Raw genomic sequence first — 17271 nt, 5'->3', positions numbered from 1 at the left:
GCCCCTCCCCGCACGGAGACCTCGCCTTGCAGCAGATCACGAGCTTCGACCCGGAAATACTCGAACTCCCCTTCTACGAAGACCGGCACCGCCGGCTTGCCGAGGCCCTCGGCACCTGGTGCGACGCCCGTACCGACCTGTGGGACGAAGTACGGCAGGAGGACCCGGAGAAGGCCGGGCTGCGCCTCGTCCGGCAGCTGGGCGAGGACGGCTGGCTCGCCTTTCTGGACCCGGAGTCGGGTGCGGAGGGACTGCCCGGCGACCACCGTGCCCTCTGCCTGACGCGCGAGGCGCTCGCCTACGCCGAGGACCTGGCGGACTTCGCGTTCTCCATCCAGGCGCTGTCGGCCACACCGGTCATCCGCTTCGGCAGCGACGCGCAGAAACGGCACTATCTGCCGCGGATGGCCACGGGCTCGCTCGTGGGGGCCTTCGCGGTCTCCGAGGAGGAGGCGGGCTCGGACGTCGCCGCCGTGGCCCTGCGGGCCGACCGCGCCCCGGACGGCGGCTATGTGCTCAACGGCCGCAAGGCGTGGATCGCCAACGGCAGCATCGCCGATGTGTACGTCGTCATCGCGCGCACCGGCGGCGCGCCGGGAGCACTGGGCCTGACGGCGTTCCTCGTCCCCGCCGACACCCCCGGCGTACGGGTCGGCCGGCGCCTGGACGCGCTCGCGCCCCGCTCCTTCGCGCACCTCGACTTCGAGGACTGCCGGGTCCCGGAGGACGCCGTACTGGGCAAGCCCGGCAAGGGTTTCGTCATCGCGATGGACCTGCTGGAACGCTTCCGGATGACGGTCGGCGCGGCCGCGCTCGGCTTCGCCCGGCGGGCCGCCGACACCGCCCTGGCCCGCGCCCGTACGCGGTCCATGGGCGGCGCAAAACTCATCGACCTGCAGCTCACGCAGGCGTCGCTGGCGGACATGGACGTCCAGCTCAACGCGGCGGCGCTGCTGGTGGCGCGGGCCGCCTGGGAGGCCGACCGCGGCAGCCGCCGCTTCGCCCGGCACTCCAGCATCGCCAAGCTGCACGCCACCGAAGAGGCGCAGCGCATCGTCGACACCGCCGTCCAGTTGCTGGGCGCGTCGGGAGTGGTCAAGGACAGCGTCACCGAGCGCCTGTACCGGCAGATCCGCGCCCTGCGGATCTACGAGGGCACGTCGGAGGTCATGCGGCTGACCATCGCCGGCACGCTCGACACCCGCCGCGCGGCCCGGGCGGCGCGCGACATCTGACCGGCCGGCCCCCACCGTTCCACCGAGCAAGGAGTGCCACGGGTGACCACCCCCATCGAAGCGGTCCGGCTGCCGGATCCCTACGCCTACTACGCGACGCTGACGGCCGAGCGGCCCTTCGCCTTCGACCCGGCCGTGGGTGCCTGGGTGGCCGGCGACGCCGCGGCCGTGCGCGCCGTGCTGAGCGCCGGCGCGCTGCGCGTCCGGCCCGCCGCCGAGCCGGTCCCGGCCGGCATCGCCGGCACGCCCGCCGGTGACGTCTTCGGGTCCCTGGTGCGGATGACCGACGGCGCCCTCCAGCGGCGGCTGAAGGAGGTGGTCACCGGCGCGCTGGGCCGGGTCGACACCGCGCACGCCGCCGACTTGGCCGGTGAGCGCACCCGCGCGTACCTGAAGGACGGCCGGCCGCCCTTCGAAGAGCTGATGTTCGCCGTGCCCGCGCAGGTCGTGGCGGCGCTGTGCGGGCTGGACGGGGGCGCGGACGCCGAAGCGGCCCGGCTCATCGGGGACTTCGTCCAGTGCATCCCCGCCTCGGCCACCCCCGAGCAGCAGCGCGCCGCCGCCCTGGCGGCCGGCCGGCTCCAGGAGCTGCTGGGCCCCGGTATCGAGCGCGGCGCCGACGGCACGGGGCTCCTCGCCGAGCTGGTCCGGGCCGCGCGGCGCGCCGACTGGTCCGCAACGGCGCCGCTGCTGGCCAACGCGGTCGGCTTCCTCTCCCAAACGTACGACGCCACGGCCGGGCTGATCGGCAACACCCTGCTGGCGCTGACCCGTGAGGGGCAGCGGCCGACCGCTCCGGACGCGTTCGTCCGGGAGGTCGTGCGGCACGACGCGCCGGTCCAGAACACCCGCCGGTTCGCCGCCGAGCCGTTCCGGTACGCCGACGCCGAGGTCGCGCCCGGCGAGCAGGTACTGGTGGTACTGGCCGCCGCCAACCGCGACCCGGCGGCCAACCCCGACCCGCACGCCTTCCTGCCCGGCCGCGCGGACCCCGTGGTCTTCACCTTCGGCGCGGCCGCCCACCGCTGTCCCGGAGAGGCGCTGGCGGTTGCCATGACCTGCGGGGTCGTCGGCGAGCTGCTCGCCGCCGGCTTCGACCCGGCCGAGCTGCCGACGGAGGTGGCGTACCGGCCGCTGGCCAACGCCCGTATTCCCGTCCTGTAGACGCGGACCGGCCCTCCGCTGCCCGCTGCCCGCCGATCCCTCAAGAGGAAGTATCCGCCTGATGCCGGACATGCCACGCCTGTGGATGCGTCACGAATCCCGCGCCAGTGAGCGCCGGGCGCCGCTCGTGCCCGAGGACGCCGCGAAACTGGTGGACCAGGGTGTCGAGATCACCGTCGAGGAGTCGCCGCGGCGCGCCTTCCCGCTCGCCGACTACACGGCCGCCGGCTGCCGCACGGCGCCCGCGGGAAGCTGGCCCGAGGCGCCGGCGGACCACTACGTCCTCGGGCTGAAGGAGCTCCCCGTACAGCCACACGCGCTGCGGCACCGCCATATCTACTTCGGCCACGCCTACAAGGGGCAGGCGGGCGCCGGGGAACTGCTCGGCCGGTTCACGGCGGGCGGCGGCGCGCTGCTGGACCTGGAGTACCTCACGGACGACGCCGGGCGCCGGCTCGCGGCGTTCGGGTACTGGGCCGGTTACGTCGGCGCCGCGCTGGCCGTACTGCACCACCGGGGCCGGCTGGAGACGCCGCTGCGCCCGACGGACCGCCCCGGGCTGGACGCCCTGCTGGGGGCCGGTTCCGGCGGGACGGCTCTGGTGATCGGTGCGCTGGGGCGCAGCGGCCGGGGCGCCTGCGACGCGCTGGAGGCGGCGGGCATCGCCCCGACCCGGTGGGACGTGGCGGAGACCCGCGCACTGGACCGTGCGGCCCTGCTCGGCCACGACATCGTGGTCAACACCGTGCTGACCACGCGGCCCGTGCCGCCCTTCGTCACCCCGGCGGACCTCGACGACCCCGGCCGCCGCACGGCGGTGATCTCGGACGTCACCTGCGACGTGACCTCGGAGTGCAACGTCCTGCCCATCTACGACGAGGTCACCGACTGGGAGCGGCCGGTCCGGCGGCTGCGGGACGGCGACCGGCCCACCGACCTGATCGCCATCGACAACCTCCCCTCCCTGCTGCCCGCCGAGTCCAGCCGGGCCTTCTCGGCGGAGCTCGCTCCGCAGTTGGCGCAGCTTTCCGACACCGACCCGGCCTGGGCGCGCACGCTGCGCATCTTCGAGGCCGCGGCCCGCCCCGACCACAAGGAGAGCTCCCATGACCGCTAGCCGGCCGACCACCGGCCGTACCGAGGCCGTCCCCGCGAGCGGCACCGTCCACTGGATCGGCACCGGCCTGTCCACCGGCAGCAGCGGCCTCGGCGCGCTGTGCGACCGGGCCGCGCGGGTGGTGCTCTGGGACCGTACCGCCGACCGCGCCGCCGCCCGGCTGGCCGCCCTGGGTCTGACCGGCCGGGCCGAGGTGGGCGCGCTGGACCCCGGGGTCCTGGAGGCCGCGGTGGGCACGGGCGACGTGGTCGTCTCGATGCTGCCCGCCACCGAGCACCCGCGGCTGCTGCGGCTGGCGCGGGACCGCCGGGCGCACTTCGCCTGTACCAGCTATGTCTCCGAGGCCGTGGCCGAGCAGGCAGCCGAGGCGGCCGAGGCGGGCATCGTCGTCCTGACCGAGGCCGGACTGGACCCGGGCATCGACCACTTGATGGCCCACCGGCTGGTCGGGCGCGCCCGGGAGGCGGTCGGCGACACGGCCGAGTCGGTGGACTTCACCTCGTACTGCGGCGGCATACCGGCCGTCCCCAACGACTTCCGCTACCGCTTCAGCTGGGCGCCCTACGGAGTGCTGGCCGCGCTCGGCTCGCCCGCCCGCTACGTGTCCGAGGGCGCGGAGCGCACTGCCGCGCGCCCCTGGGAGGCGACCCGTGTCCACCGCCTGGACGGCGCGGAGTTCGAGGTCTACCCGAACCGCGACAGCCTGCCCTTCATCACCCAGTACGGCATCCCGGACGGCTGGCGGCTGCGCACGTTCGTCCGCGGCACGCTGCGCAACGCGGGCTGGCGCGACGCCTGGGAAGAGGTCTTCCGCACCGTCAGCGCCGGTGACGAGTCCCGGACCAGGGCGCTGGCCAAGGAGCTGGCCGACCGCTACCCCACCACCGAGACCGACCGCGACCGCGTCGTGCTCTCGGTCGCGCTCGACGTCCGCACGGCGGACGGCGCGGGCTGGCAGGGCTCCTGCCTGATGGACCTGACCGGCGACGAGACCGAGAGCGCCATGGCCCGGTGCGTGTCCCTGCCGCTCGCCTTCGGCATCACCCGGCTGCTGGCCGGTGCGCTGCCGGCCGGCCTGAACCGGGCCACCGAGTCCGCCGAAGAAGCCGGCCGCTGGCTGGACTTCCTCGGCGACAACGGACTGCGCATCACGTACGACGAGACGACGACACAACAACGGGGAGACCGAGCATGACCGACACGAGACCGGGCGGGAGAGCCCCCGAAGCCTTCGTCCTCACCGGCGCCTTCTGGGTGGTGTGCCGCAACCCGCGCTACCTCCAGGAGCTGTCGGCGCGGGGCCTGAAGGTGCTGCTCATCACGCCCGAGAGCTACCGCGAGGTGGCGCGGACCTGCATGAAGGACCCGGACCACCCGGCCTCCCTCATCGACGACATCGCCTTCGTGGACGGCTCGCTCGACCAGGAGGGCTCGTTCATACCGGGCTTCATCGCCCGGGCCCGGGACTGGCGGCGGCAGTACACCGTCGTCGGCGCGTACGCGGTCGGCGAGACGCTGGTGGAGCCGACCGGCCTGCTCGGTGACGCGCTCGGCCTGCCGGGGCCGGGGCTGCGCGCGACGCGGGCCTGCCGCAGCAAGTACCTCCAGCGCTGGTACCTCGACGAATTCGGCCCGGCCTCGCTGGTCGTGCCGCCCGGCGAGCGCGAGGAGACCGCCCTCGACGGCCTGGCGTACCCGGTGGTGGCCAAGCCCGCGACCCGCCACTCCAGTTCGGGGGTGGTCACCGTCGCGGACGCCGCCGAGCTGCGGGACCGGCTCGCGGACTATCCCGCGTACGAGACCGTGCTGGTCGAGGAGCAGGTCCAGGGGCAGGAGTACTCGGTGGAGAGCCTGGTGCAGGGCGGCGAGGTGATCTTCGCGTCCGTCACCAGGAAGGAGACCACCGAGTCGCACGCCCGCTCCTTCGTGGAGCTCTCGCACTCCGTGCCCAACGCCCGTACGGAGGAGGACGAGGCGCTGCTGAGCGCCAGCCGGCGGCTGCTGACGACCCTGGACTTCCGCGACGGCATCGCGCACGCGGAGTGGCGCCTCGGCGCCGACGGCCGCCCGTACCTGATGGAGATCGCGGCCCGCACCCCGGGCGACGGCCTGCTCGCCCTCTATCAACTGGCCACCGGGCGGCCGCTGGAGCCGGAGATCGTCCGGATCGCCCTCGGCGAGCATGCCTCCTACCCCGCGCCGCGCCGCTGGGCCCGCCAGGTCTACCTGGACCACGAGCCCGGCACGCTGGAGGACGTCACGGTCGACTGGCCGGGCGTCTCGCCGGTGTGGGTGGGCGACGGCGGGATGTGGCCGGAGCTCGCGCCGGGCGGCCCGGACGCGCCCCCGACGCTGCGCGCGGTCCTGGTGCTCAAGGACAAGGGCGCCCCGCTGTCCCCGCTGACCAGCTCCGACGACCGGGCGGTGACCTTCCTCATCGACGCCCCGACCCCCGGTGAACTGGACGAGCTGGAGCGCCGGGTGCGCGCCGCGGTGACCCTGACGGTGGGGACGGCGGCCGGTCATGGCTCCTGAGACCCGGGCCGGGGAGCGGGCCACGGTGTGGGGCACGTTCCGCGAGGCGCCACTCGCGGTGAAGACCGTGCTCGCCGGGGTGCTGGTCAACCGCCTCAGCGGCTTCCTCAACATCTTCCTGGTGCTGTTCCTGACGGCGAAGGGGTACTCCGACGGCCACACCGTCATCGCCCTCGGCGTCTACGGGGCCGGCGCCGTCGTCGGCTCGCTGATCGGCGGCACCCTGGCGGACCGGATGGGCGTGCGCAACGCCACCGTGGTCTCCATGGGCAGCACCAGCGTGCTGACGGCCGCCCTGCTCTACCTGCCCGACTTCACCGCCCTGCTGGCGGCGATCGCGCTCGTCAGCCTCGGCGCGCAGCTCTTCCGGCCGGCGTCGGCGACGCTGCTGGCGGAGCTGACGTCCGAGCACCGGCAGGTCATGATCTTCGCGATGTACCGGTTCGGGCTCAACGTGGGAGCGACGGCCGCGCCGCTGGTCGGCTACGGCCTCTACAACGCCGGCGGCCACGAGTACGACCTGCTCTTCTGGGGCGAGGCCGCGATCGCCCTGCTGTACGCGGCTTTCGCCTGGGCGACGCTGCCTGCACGGGCCACGCGTGTGCCTTCGGCGGCCGGCCCGAAGGACGGCGGGCCTCCGGGCGGCTATCTGGCGGTGGTCCGCGACCGGCGGTACCTGCTGTACCTCGTCGCGGCCTTCTGCCACTCCGCCGTCTACATGCAGTACCTCTCGACGCTGCCGCTCTACATGAAGGACGCGGGGCTCGCGCTCTTCTGGTACACCTTCGCGGTCTCGCTCAACGGATTCATCGTCATCGCCTTCGAGCTGCTGATCACCAAGCTCTCCCAGGAGTGGCCGCTGAAGCTGACGGTCGGGCTGGGCTTCGCCCTCGTGGGCGCCGGGGTGGCCTTCTACGGGCTGCCGATCGGACCGGCCGCCGTCGTCGTCGGCACGCTCATCTGGTCGCTCGGCGAGATCATCGGCGGCCCCGCGGTCTTCGCCTACCCCGCGAAGGCGGGCCCGGAGCACCTGCGGTCCCGGTACATCGGCAGCTTCCAGTTCATGTTCGGCCTGGGCACCGCCGTGGGCCCGATGCTCGGGAGCTGGCTCTTCCTGCAGCTCGGCGGGCTGGTCTGGCCGGCGGTCGCCGTCGGCTCGCTCCTCGCCACGGTCTTCGGCCTGATCGCCGTGCGCCGGCAGCCGGCGGCCGCGCCGGCCGATGCGGTCACGGCGGCCGATGAGGTGACACCGGAGCCGGTGGCCACGGCACCCGTGAAGGCCGATGTGAAGGCCGACGCACCAGTCTGACCCGTAACCCCCTGTGACACGGACGTACGACCGTCCGTCCGGTCACGCACGACCCCCCACCTGCCCGATATCACGCCACATCACACCTCATATCCGGCACGACACGGCCGGCAGACCGCCGGCATCCGCCTGAAGGAGAGACCTCATGGGGCACGCGAAAAACCGGGCCGATTCCGCGCAGTACCACTGCGTTGGAGTGGGCGTGGGACCTGCCAACCTGAGCCTGGCGTCACTGCTGCACGGCCGCCCGGAGGTGCGCAACCTCTTCCTCGACCGGAAGGCGTCCTTCGGCTGGCACGACGACCAGCAGATACCCGGCACCACCCTGCAGGTGTCGATGTTCAAGGACCTCGTCAGCCTCTCCGACCCGAAGAGCCCGTTCTCCTTCCTGTCCTATCTGCACGACCAGGGACGGGTGTACCACTTCCTCAACGCCCAGTTCGACGACGTGCCGCGGCTGGAGTTCCGCAACTACCTGGCCTGGGCCAGCCGGCGCAACGAGAACGTCGTCTTCGGCGAGACGGTGCAGGAGGTCGACTTCGACGGCGTCTTCACCGTCCGCACCGACCGCCGCACCGTGACCGCCGAGAACATCGTCGTCGGCGTGGGCAGCCGGCCGTGGGTCCCGCCGCAGGGCCGCGACCTGCTGGGCGCCACGCAGTTCCACGTCAACGACTACATGAACGCCGCCAAGGGCCTGAAGGACAAGCGGGTCGTGGTGGTGGGCGGCGGCCAGTCCGGCGCCGAGGCGTTCCTGGACCTGATCTCGCGCGCGGAGGGCGAACTGCCGCGCCGCGTCTCGTGGATCTCCCGGCGCCGCAACTACTTCCCGATCGACGACTCGCCCTTCACCAACGACTACTACATGCCGTCCCACTCCGACTACTTCTACGGCCTGCCGCCGGAGGCCCGGCAGGCGTTCAACGCGCAGCACATCCTCTCCAGCGACGGCATCTCCGAGTCGACGCTGCGCGACATCTACCAGCGGATCTACGTCCACCGCTTCGTCCAGGGCAACCCCGACCTGGTCGGGCTGCACCCCAACCGCGAGGTCGTCGACGTGAGCGCGGCGGACGCGGGCGGCTGGGACATCGCCGTCCGGCACAACGACGAGCCGGGCGCCACCGAGCACTTCGAGGCGGACGTCGTCGTCTGGGCCACCGGCTTCCGCCCGGCACGCATGGACTTCCTCGAACCGATCGCCGGCCGGCTGGAGCGCCACGGCGACGAGCTGAGCATCGACGAGGACTTCGCCGTGCGCTGGGACGGCCCGGCCGACCGCAACATCTTCGTGCAGAACGCCGCCCGCGGTCAGCGCGGCCTCGCCGACCCCAACCTCAGCCTGAACGCCTGGCGCAGCCAGCGCATCGCCGACCGGCTGAGCGGGGTGCGCAGCGACGAGCAGCTGGCGTCGTTCATCGAGTGGTCGTCCAAGGCCGGCGCCAAGGTCCTGTGGGGCGCGTGATGGCGCGGACCGATACCGACTTCGCCGTGGTCGGCGGCGGCGTACTCGGCTGCATGATCACCCGGGAGATCCTGGCCCGCACTCCGGACGCCTCCGTAGTGCTGCTGGAGCGGGACGCGGTCGGCAGCGGCGCCAGCCGCCGCTCGGCCGGCCTGCACTTCCCCCGCGGCTCCTCGGAGCGGGTCCGCGCGATGGCCGCGTACAGCCAGGACCACTACGCCGCGCTCAAGGCCGCCCGTCCCGAACTGCCGATTCACCGGCTGGACATGACGGTCCTCGCCGACGTGTCGCAGGAGGCGCGGCTGCGCGAGACCTATCTGCCCGAGGCGAAGCTCCGGCCCGTCGCGGAGGTGGCCGGGGGAATCGCCCGGGTGCCCGCGGGCAAGGCCGCGTGGGAGGGCGACGGCTGCCAGTACGCGGACGTGCACGCGCTCACCCAGTTGCTGGCCCGCGACCTGCGGCCGACCGCGGAGTTCCGCGAGGGCGTCGCGGTCACCGGCCTGAGCGCGGGGCCCGACGCGGTGGAGCTGACCCTGGGCACCGGCGACACCCTGACCGCCGGACATGTCGTCCTGGCCCCCGGCCCCTGGCTCGCGGCCCCCGCCTGGCGGGACCTCGTCGCGCCGCTGGGCGCCCGGGTGAAGAAGATCGTGGCCCTGCACATCGAGGTGCCCCCGGACCCCGGCGACTGGGCGGTCGTCTTCCAGGACGAGGACGCCTTCCTGCTCCCCTACCACCAGCGCGGGCACTGGCTGTTCAGCTACACCTGCCAGGAGTGGGACGTCGACCCGGACACCCTGCCCGCCGGCATCTCCGCCGCGGACAGGCGCGAGGCGCTGGACGTACTCGCCCGGTACGCCCCCCAGTTGGCGGACCGCTGTGTGTCGGGCCGCGTCTTCTGCGACGCCTACGGCCCCGGCATGCAGCCCCTGGTACGCCCGCTCACCGACGACGGCCGGGTGGTCTTCGCGGGCGCCGCCAACGGTTCCGGGTACCGGCTCGCCCCCGCCATCGCGGCGGAAACCGCCGGCCTTCTTCCCCTTCCCTCCCAGCGAAAGGACGCGGCGTGATCATCAATACGTACGACGACACGGCCCTCCACGAGGCGTTCGGCATCGACATGAGCGACATCGAGGGCCTGGGTGTGGGCGCGGGCTGGGGGCGGGTCGCACCCGGCCGCAGCTCGGACAGCCACCAGCACGACGAGACCGAGTTCTTCGTGATCGTCGCGGGGCGCGGCGAGTTCGTCGTCGACGGGCGGCGCCACCCGGCCGCGCCCGGCACGGTGGCCCTCTTCGAGCCCTTCGAGTCCCACGTCCTGGAAAACACCGGCGACACCGACGTGGTCTTCCTGACGCAGTACTGGCGCGACCCGTCCCGCGCGCTGGCCTCGGCCGGTAACGCGGAGCGCACCACCTTCGGCGAACGGCCGGTCTTCGTCTTCTCCACCCCGCCCACCCCCAACGGCGACCTGCACCTCGGGCACCTCTCGGGCCCGTACCTGGGCGCCGACGCCTACGTCCGCCACCAGCGGATGAACGGCACCAAGGCGTGGCACCTGACGGGCAGCGACGACTACCAGAGCTATGTGGTGGGCGCGGCGCGCGCCGAGGACCGCGAGCCGGCCGAGACCGCGGCCCACTACAGCGCCGAGATCGCCCGGACGCTGGCCCTGATGGACATCGTCCCCGACCAGTTCACGGTCACCGACGACGACCCGTCCTACCGCCCCGGCCTGCAGGACTTCTTCTCCCGCGTGGTCTCCTCGGGCACGGTGCGGGTCACCGAGTCCGAGGCGCTCTTCGACGCGGAGAGCGGGCAGTACCTCTACGAGGTGGACGTCAAGGGCGGCTGCCCGGCGTGCGGTTCCGGCACCAGCGGCAACATCTGTGAGGAGTGCGGCGAGCCCAACACCGTCACCGACCTGGTCGACCCGGCCTCCGCCCGGTCGGCCGCGACCCCGCGCAGCGCCCCGGTCGCCCGCTGGTCGCTGCCGCTGCACACCTTCCGCGAGCAGATCGCCGAGCACCACCGCCTGGGCCGCGTCCCGGCCCGGCTGCGCGAGCTGAGCGACCGGCTCTTCCGCCGCGCGAGCCTGGACATCCCCGTCAGCCACCCCTCCGACTGGGGCGTCCCGCCGGCCGAGCAGGACGTGACCGGGCAGGTCATCTGGGTCTGGCCGGAGATGTCGTACGGCTTCCTGCACGGCATCCAGTCCCTCGGCGCGCGCCTGGGCGAGAAGTGGAAGGCCGCCGAGCCGCAGCAGGACTGGAAGGTCGTCCACTTCTTCGGCTACGACAACAGCTTCTACCACTCGGTGCTCTACCCGGCCCTCTACCGGCTGGCCCACCCCGGCTGGCAGCCCGACATCGACTACCACGTCAATGAGTTCTACCTGCTGGAGGGCAGCAAGTTCTCCACCAGCCGGCGCCACGCCATCTGGGGCAAGGAGATCCTCGGGCCGGACTCCGTCGACGCCGTCCGCTACTTCCTCGCGGCCACCCGCCCCGAGGGCCGGCGCACCAACTTCCAGCGCGCGGCGTACGAGACGACGCTCGACGAGACCCTGATCGGCACCTGGCAGGGCTGGCTGAACGACCTCGGGGCGCGGATCGGCAAGCGGTACGGCGGACAGGCGCCGGACGCCGGTACCTGGACGCCGGAGCACTCCGCCTTCCTCGCCCGGCTCGGCGCCCGGCTCGCCGCGGTCACCGGCAGCCTCGGCTCCGAGGGCTTCTCGCTCAACCAGGCGGCCGCCGAACTGGACGGCATCGTCACGGACACCCTGCGCTTCTCCCGCCAGGAGGCCGTCCTCGCGGAGACCGCGGGCTGGGAGAGCGAGGCCCGTACGGCCATCGCCCTCGAACTGGCCGCGGCCCGCCTCCTCGCGCACGCCGCAGCACCCGTCATGCCCCGCTTCGCCGCGCGGCTCGCCGAGGCGCTCGGCCTGCCCGAGCCGGCCGTGTGGCCGCGCACCGTGGAGCTGGTCCCCCCGGAGAGCGAGATCCGCCTCGCCGACGCCGTCTTCTTCCGGCCGACCGCCGCCGCGCCCCGCCCCGCGCACGCCGGCCCGCGGCTCGTGCCGTGGCTGACCGCGCTGGTCGGCGCGGCGCTGCAACTGCCCGAGGAGGCGGTGGCGAGCGACAGCAACCTGAGCCAGCTCGGCACCAGTTCGCTGCAGGCCGTGACGCTGCAGTACCAGATCCTGGAGGCGCTGGACGTGGACGTCACCGTCGAGGAACTGCTCGGCAGCCACGACGTCAACGGCCTCGCCGCGCTGATCGAGGAGCGTGCCGACGAGGCCGCCGTCACCGCGCTGACCGAGGAGGGCGCCCGATGAACTACCGCGACGTCCTGCGCGAGATCGACAGCCGGGGCCTGTCCGTCTCCCTCTCCGGCAACGACCTGCGGCTCCAAGGCGGCCGCGAGCGGATGGACCCCGACTTCATCGCGCTCGTCAAGAGCATGAAGGAGGAGCTGGTCGCGCACCTGGCGGAAGAGGAGCGGCACGGTCCGGGCTTCCCTCTGACCCCTCTGCAGCGGGCCTATCTGCTGGGCCGCAGCGGCATCTTCGAGATCGGCGACATCTCCAGCCACGTCTACCACGAGTTCGAGGGCGTGTGGGACGTGGACCGGCTGGAGTCGGCCCTCGAAGCGGTCGTGGACGCGCACAGCGCGCTGCGCTCCCGCTTCGTCTCGGACGACCGGCAGGTCACCGAATTCCGCCAGCACCGGCCGCGGATCAGCCGCCTCGACCTGCGCGGCGAGAGCCCCGGGGAGCAGGAGCGGATCCGTGCCGCGCTGCGCGAGGAACGCTCCCACCGCGTGCTCGCCGCCGACCAGGTACCGCTGATCGCCGCGGACGTGACGGTCCTCGCCGACGACCGCATGGTGCTGCACGTCAGCCACGACGGGCTGGTCATGGACGGGATCAGCATGTTCCTGTTCTTCCGCGCCTGGTGGCGGGAGTACCGGGACGGCACCGACGACGGCGCGCCGGCCGAGCTTCCGTACGAGGAGTACGTGGCGGCCCTGCAGGCCGGGCGGGAGCGGGCACCGGCCCGCCGCTCGCGCGAGTACTGGCTGGCGCGCGTCGACGACCTCGCGCCCCACCCGGACCTGCCGCTCGCCACCAGCCCGTCGGCACTGACCACCACCCGCTTCTCGCAGCGCCAGGTGCGCCTGGACGAGCGGGCCTGGACGGCGCTGAAGGAGCGGGCCGCATTCGCCGGGCTGACGCCGTCGGCCCTGCTGCTCGCGGCGTACGCCGAAACGCTCTCCGTCTGGGGTGCGGGGCCCCGCTTCACCCTCACCACCACCGTGGCCAACCGGCCGCCCATCCACCCGCGCGTCTTCGAGGCCATCGGGAACTTCTCGGACACGATCCTGGTCGAGGCGGAGGTCGACCGCTCCCGCACCTTCGAGGAGCGGGCCCGCGCGCTGCAGGCCCGGCTCCGCAGCGACCTGGACCACCGGCACTTCTCCGGCAGCGAGGTCATGCAGGAACTGGCGCGCCGGCGCGGCGGAGTGACGGGCGCCCGGATGCCCTTCACGTTCAACAGCGCCATCGGCCACGTCAACGGCGAGGTCGACGGCTCGGCGCTGGAGCTGTTCGGGCCGGAGGTCTTCAGCGTCAGCCAGACCCCGCAGGTGTGGCTGAACGCCTTCGCCATGGAGCAGCACGGCGGCCTGGTCGTCCAGCTCGACGGGATCGACGAGCTGTTCCCCGAGGGCCTGCTGGACGACGTCGCCCAGGGGTACGGCACGCTGCTGGACACGCTGGCGGACGAGGCCGCCTGGCAGCGTCACACCTTCGACCTGCTGCCCGCCGCCCAGCGCGAGCGGCGCCGCGCGGCCAACGACACCGCCGTACCGCTGCCGGAGGAGCTGCTGGGCGACGCCTTCGCCGCCCAGGCCGAGCGCACGCCGGACGCCCCCGCGATCCTCACCTCGGACACGGAGATCAGCTACGGCGAACTCCTGCGCCGCGCGGCCGCGGCGGCACAGTGGCTGCGGGAGCGGGGCGTCGGCAGGGACGAGCTGGTCGGGCTGGTGATGTGCCGCGGCCCCGAGCAGATCATCGGCATCCTCGCCACCGTCCTCGCCGGGGCCGCCTACCTGCCCGTCGACGGCGCCCTGCCCGCCGAGCGGCAGAGTTACATGCTGCGCGACGGCAAGGTCCGCCAGGTACTCACCAACCTCGACTGGCAGGACCCGAGCGGTGAACGGGACGTACTGCGCCTCGATGTGACGGGTCCTCAGACAACGGCGACAGAACTGCCCGCCCGGCTGCCCGGCTCCTCCCCCGACGACCTCGCGTACGTGCTCTACACCTCCGGCACGACCGGCGCGCCCAAGGGCGTCATGGTCAGCCACCGCAACGTCGCGAACGTCGTCGCCGACTGCCACAAGCGCTTCGCCATCACCCCCGACGACCGGTTCTTCGCGATCAGCGCGTTCAACTTCGACCTGTCGGTGTGGGACGTCTTCGGCGCGCTGTCCGCCGGGGCCGCGCTGGTGATGCCCGACCGGGACCGGGCAGTTGACCCCGCGCACTGGCTCGACCTGTGCCGGAGCGCCGGGGTGACCGTGTGGAACTCCGTGCCCGCCATCGTGTCGATGCTGCACGACCAGGCGGTCGCCGACGAGGTGGTACCGCCCGCGCTGCGCCTGGTGATGATGAGCGGCGACCGCGTCCCGCCGGCGCTGCCGGCCGCGCTGCGCAAGCTCGAGCCCGGCCTGGACGTCGTCTCGCTCGGCGGCCCGACCGAGACCACGATCTGGAACATCCTGCACCGGGTCGGCCCCGAGGAGGACGGCAGCCGGTCCATCCCGTACGGCCGGCCCAACGCCAACAACCGCGCCTACGTCCTGGACCGGGACGGGCTGGACGCCCCCGACTGGGTGACCGGCGAGATCTGCGCGGCGGGTACGGGGCTGGCGCGTGGCTACTGGGGCGACGAGGAGCGCACCGCCGAGCGGTTCGGATACGACCCGCGACGCAACGAACGCCTCTACCGCACCGGTGACCTGGGCCGGTATCTGCCCGACGGCACTATCGCGATCCTCGGGCGCAGCGACTTCCAGATCAAGGTCAACGGCTACCGCATCGAGGCCGGCGAAGTCGAGACGCGGCTGGTCGCCCTGGACTCCGTGGCCAAGGCCGTGGTCGCCAGCCGGCCCGGCGCGCGGGGCGACCGCCTGGTGGCCCATCTCGTACCGAGCGGGGACGCCCGGCCCACCGAGGCCGAGCTGCGCGAAGCGCTCCGCCGCGACCTGCCCGACTACATGGTCCCGACGGCCATCATGTGGCACACCGACCTGCCGCTCACCAGGAACGGCAAGGTGGACCGGAACAAGCTCGCCGAGACCGCCACCGAGGAGACGGCGCCCGCGGCACAGGCCCCGCGCGGCGGCGGCGAGCCCACGACGGACACCGAGAAGGCCCTGGTCGAGATCTGGTCCACGGTGCTGCGCGGGGCCCGGGTCGGCGTCCACGACAGCCTGCGGGCGCTCGGTGGCGACTCCATCGCGGCAGCCCGCATTCTCACCGCCGTACGCAAGCGGTTCGGGGTCACCATCCCGCTCGACGTGATGGCCGACCTGGACACCGTCGCCGCGATGGCCGCGGCCCTGGCACCGGAAGAGGAGCAGGCACGGTGACCGGCCACTCGTTCCTCCAGCACATCGTCTCCACCCCGCCGCTCGGCGGCCGGATCTCCGTCTCCCGCCTGGACGGTACGGAGAGCCTCGGCCTGCCGGAGCTGTACGAGCGGGCCCGCCGGCTGGCGCGCCGGCTGCGGGCGCGGGGCATCGGTCCGGGCGACCGGATCGGCATCCTGGCCGCCAACAGCCTGGAATGGGTACTGCTGGACCTCGCGGCGCTGCTCCTGAAGGCGGAGACCGCCGGACTGGAGCCCGGCAAGTTCGCGCCCTCGGCGGAGCTGATGGCCCGGTACGGCATCACGCTGCTCTTCACCGACCAGCCCACGGACGCCCCGGGTGCCGTGCCGATCGGCGAGGTCCGGGCGCTCGCGGAGGACCCCGAGGGCCCGGAGGAGGACACCGCGCTGCCGGCGGTCCACTGGGCACCGCGGGACGTGACCACGATCAAGTTCACCTCCGGCAGCACCGGCACTCCCAAGGGGCTCGGCGCGACCGTCGGCAGCATCGACAGCTCGCTGGCCGCAGTGCAGGAGATCTTCGAACACAAGCCGGGGGACGACCTGTTCGTCTTCCTGCCGCTCTCGCTGCTCCAGCAGCGCTACTGGGTCTACTCGGCGCTGGTGCACGGCCACGACGTCACCATCAGCACCTACGAGGCGGCCTTCGCGGCGCTGCGCCGCGTCAAACCGACCGTCGTCATGGGCGTGCCGGCCTTCTACGAGACGGCCAAGCGCCAGGTCGAGGCCCGGCTGCGGCGCTCCGGCGGCACCGCGACGGTCCAGGAAGCGGCCCGCCACCTCTTCGGGGACCGGATCCGCTACCTGTGGACCGGATCCGCGCCGGCCGACGCGGCGATGCTGCGCTTCTTCCACGACGCCGGGCTGCCCATCTATGAGGGCTACGGGCTCAACGAAACCTGCATCGTGACCAAGAACCACCCCGGCGCCCACCGCGCCGGCAGCGTCGGCAAGGTACTGCGCGGCAAGGAAGTCCTGGTGGACGCGGACGGGACCATCCGCGTGCGCAGCGACCACCCGGTCAACTACCGTTACGCGTATGCCGAACCGGGCGCTTCCGAGCGGATGTTCGCCCCGGACGGCACCGTACGGACCGGCGACCTCGGCCATCTCGACGAGGACGGCTTCCTCTTCATCCGCGGCCGCGCCGACGACGTCATCGTCCTGGACAACGGGAAGAAGATCGTCGTCCGGCCGATCGAGGAGCACATGAGGACCAGCCCGGCGATCGCCGAGTGCGTCCTGTTCTGCCCCGCGCAGACCGACCTGGTCGCCGTCGTCTCCCCGGCCGCCGTGCCCGCCGACCCGGACGCCATCGCGGCCCAGCTCGCCCTGACCAACGCCGCCCGCACCGCCGACGAGCGGATCAGCCGTGTCGTGATCGCCGACGCGCCCTTCAGCATCGACAACGGCCTGCTCACGTCCCAGTACAAGCCCAAGCGCAAGCAGATCCTCGCCACTTACCACGACGCTGTTCACGACAGTAAGGAAGGCATTCATGCGGCCTGACATCGAGAGCGCGGCCAGGGAATCCCTCTCCGCGGTACTGGACCCCGAAGTCGCCCCCGACGCCCTCGACCTCGACGCGGACATGGCCGGCACCTACGGCCTGACCTCGCTCAACAAGGTCCTCTTCCTGACCGAGGTGTGCGAGGCGACCGACGTCGACCTCGCGAACTTCACCGAGCACGACCTCGCCGAGATGCGCACCCTGCGCAGCGTCGCCGAATCCCTGTCCCGACTCACGAAGAAGGTGGCCTGAC

General features: G+C 72.9%; 12 protein-coding genes. All 12 read left to right on the top strand.

Annotated elements, in window-relative coordinates; translation table 11 throughout:
* The first annotated feature begins 26 nt into the window (after positions 1-26).
* The 12 genes from IG84_RS0116890 (at position 27) to IG84_RS0116835 (ending at position 17270) form a co-directional block, all read left to right on the top strand.
* A complete protein-coding gene (locus IG84_RS0116890; RefSeq protein WP_031057387.1) occupies positions 27-1235 on the top strand; it encodes an acyl-CoA dehydrogenase family protein in 1209 nt (402 codons plus the stop codon).
* Positions 1236-1277: 42 nt separating this feature from the next.
* Entirely contained in the window at positions 1278-2399 is a 1122-nt protein-coding gene (locus tag IG84_RS0116885; protein ID WP_051861832.1) for a cytochrome P450, read from the top strand.
* Positions 2400-2460: 61 nt separating this feature from the next.
* On the top strand, positions 2461-3516 hold the full coding sequence (locus IG84_RS0116880; protein ID WP_031057382.1) for a saccharopine dehydrogenase: 1056 nt from the start codon (positions 2461-2463) through the stop codon (positions 3514-3516).
* Positions 3506-4711, top strand: coding sequence for a saccharopine dehydrogenase C-terminal domain-containing protein (locus IG84_RS0116875; RefSeq protein ID WP_051861830.1), 1206 nt, complete (start codon positions 3506-3508; stop codon positions 4709-4711). Before IG84_RS0116880 ends, IG84_RS0116875 begins: the two co-directional genes overlap by 11 nt.
* Positions 4708-6051: an ATP-grasp domain-containing protein gene (locus tag IG84_RS0116870; RefSeq protein ID WP_031057378.1), complete on the top strand. Its 1344-nt coding sequence runs from the start codon at positions 4708-4710 to the stop codon at positions 6049-6051. The genes IG84_RS0116875 and IG84_RS0116870 overlap by 4 nt, the downstream gene beginning before the upstream one ends.
* Positions 6041-7360 carry an MFS transporter gene (locus IG84_RS0116865; RefSeq protein WP_051861828.1) on the top strand — a complete coding sequence of 440 codons (1320 nt, stop codon included), beginning with the start codon at positions 6041-6043 and terminating at the stop codon, positions 7358-7360. The genes IG84_RS0116870 and IG84_RS0116865 overlap by 11 nt, the downstream gene beginning before the upstream one ends.
* Before the next feature lie 145 nt (positions 7361-7505).
* Positions 7506-8825, top strand: a complete 1320-nt coding sequence (locus IG84_RS0116860; protein WP_031057372.1) for a lysine N(6)-hydroxylase/L-ornithine N(5)-oxygenase family protein — start codon at positions 7506-7508, stop codon at positions 8823-8825.
* The gene (locus IG84_RS0116855; RefSeq protein WP_107053901.1) at positions 8825-9895 is read left to right on the top strand and encodes an NAD(P)/FAD-dependent oxidoreductase; all 1071 of its coding nucleotides are present in this window, start codon (positions 8825-8827) and stop codon (positions 9893-9895) included. The genes IG84_RS0116860 and IG84_RS0116855 overlap by 1 nt, the downstream gene beginning before the upstream one ends.
* Complete coding sequence (locus IG84_RS0116850; RefSeq protein WP_051861826.1) at positions 9892-12165, top strand: class I tRNA ligase family protein; 2274 nt, start codon at positions 9892-9894, stop codon at positions 12163-12165. The genes IG84_RS0116855 and IG84_RS0116850 overlap by 4 nt, the downstream gene beginning before the upstream one ends.
* Positions 12162-15488, top strand: a complete 3327-nt coding sequence (locus tag IG84_RS0116845; RefSeq protein WP_031057365.1) for a non-ribosomal peptide synthetase — start codon at positions 12162-12164, stop codon at positions 15486-15488. The genes IG84_RS0116850 and IG84_RS0116845 overlap by 4 nt, the downstream gene beginning before the upstream one ends.
* Positions 15485-17017 carry an AMP-binding protein gene (locus tag IG84_RS0116840; RefSeq protein WP_031057359.1) on the top strand — a complete coding sequence of 511 codons (1533 nt, stop codon included), beginning with the start codon at positions 15485-15487 and terminating at the stop codon, positions 17015-17017. Before IG84_RS0116845 ends, IG84_RS0116840 begins: the two co-directional genes overlap by 4 nt.
* A complete protein-coding gene (locus IG84_RS0116835; protein ID WP_031057357.1) occupies positions 17007-17270 on the top strand; it encodes a hypothetical protein in 264 nt (87 codons plus the stop codon). Before IG84_RS0116840 ends, IG84_RS0116835 begins: the two co-directional genes overlap by 11 nt.
* The last annotated feature ends 1 nt before the right edge of the window (position 17271 follow it).

The sequence above is a fragment of the Streptomyces ochraceiscleroticus genome, from assembly GCF_000720485.1.
Taxonomy (GTDB): domain Bacteria; phylum Actinomycetota; class Actinomycetes; order Streptomycetales; family Streptomycetaceae; genus Streptomyces; species Streptomyces ochraceiscleroticus.
The sequence above is the reverse complement of the archived record's forward strand: the minus strand, read 5'-3'. Positions and strand labels throughout refer to the sequence as shown.

What these genes read in the sequence shown, in the direction of transcription:
- IG84_RS0116880 (WP_031057382.1), top strand. Translation starts at nt 2,461, where the DNA reads ATGCCGGACATGCCACGCCTGTGGATGCGTCACGAATCCCGCGCCAGT.
- IG84_RS0116875 (WP_051861830.1), top strand. Translation starts at nt 3,506, where the DNA reads ATGACCGCTAGCCGGCCGACCACCGGCCGTACCGAGGCCGTCCCCGCG.
- IG84_RS0116870 (WP_031057378.1), top strand. Translation starts at nt 4,708, where the DNA reads ATGACCGACACGAGACCGGGCGGGAGAGCCCCCGAAGCCTTCGTCCTC.
- IG84_RS0116865 (WP_051861828.1), top strand. Translation starts at nt 6,041, where the DNA reads ATGGCTCCTGAGACCCGGGCCGGGGAGCGGGCCACGGTGTGGGGCACG.
- IG84_RS0116860 (WP_031057372.1), top strand. Translation starts at nt 7,506, where the DNA reads ATGGGGCACGCGAAAAACCGGGCCGATTCCGCGCAGTACCACTGCGTT.
- IG84_RS0116855 (WP_107053901.1), top strand. Translation starts at nt 8,825, where the DNA reads ATGGCGCGGACCGATACCGACTTCGCCGTGGTCGGCGGCGGCGTACTC.
- IG84_RS0116845 (WP_031057365.1), top strand. Translation starts at nt 12,162, where the DNA reads ATGAACTACCGCGACGTCCTGCGCGAGATCGACAGCCGGGGCCTGTCC.
- IG84_RS0116835 (WP_031057357.1), top strand. Translation starts at nt 17,007, where the DNA reads ATGCGGCCTGACATCGAGAGCGCGGCCAGGGAATCCCTCTCCGCGGTA.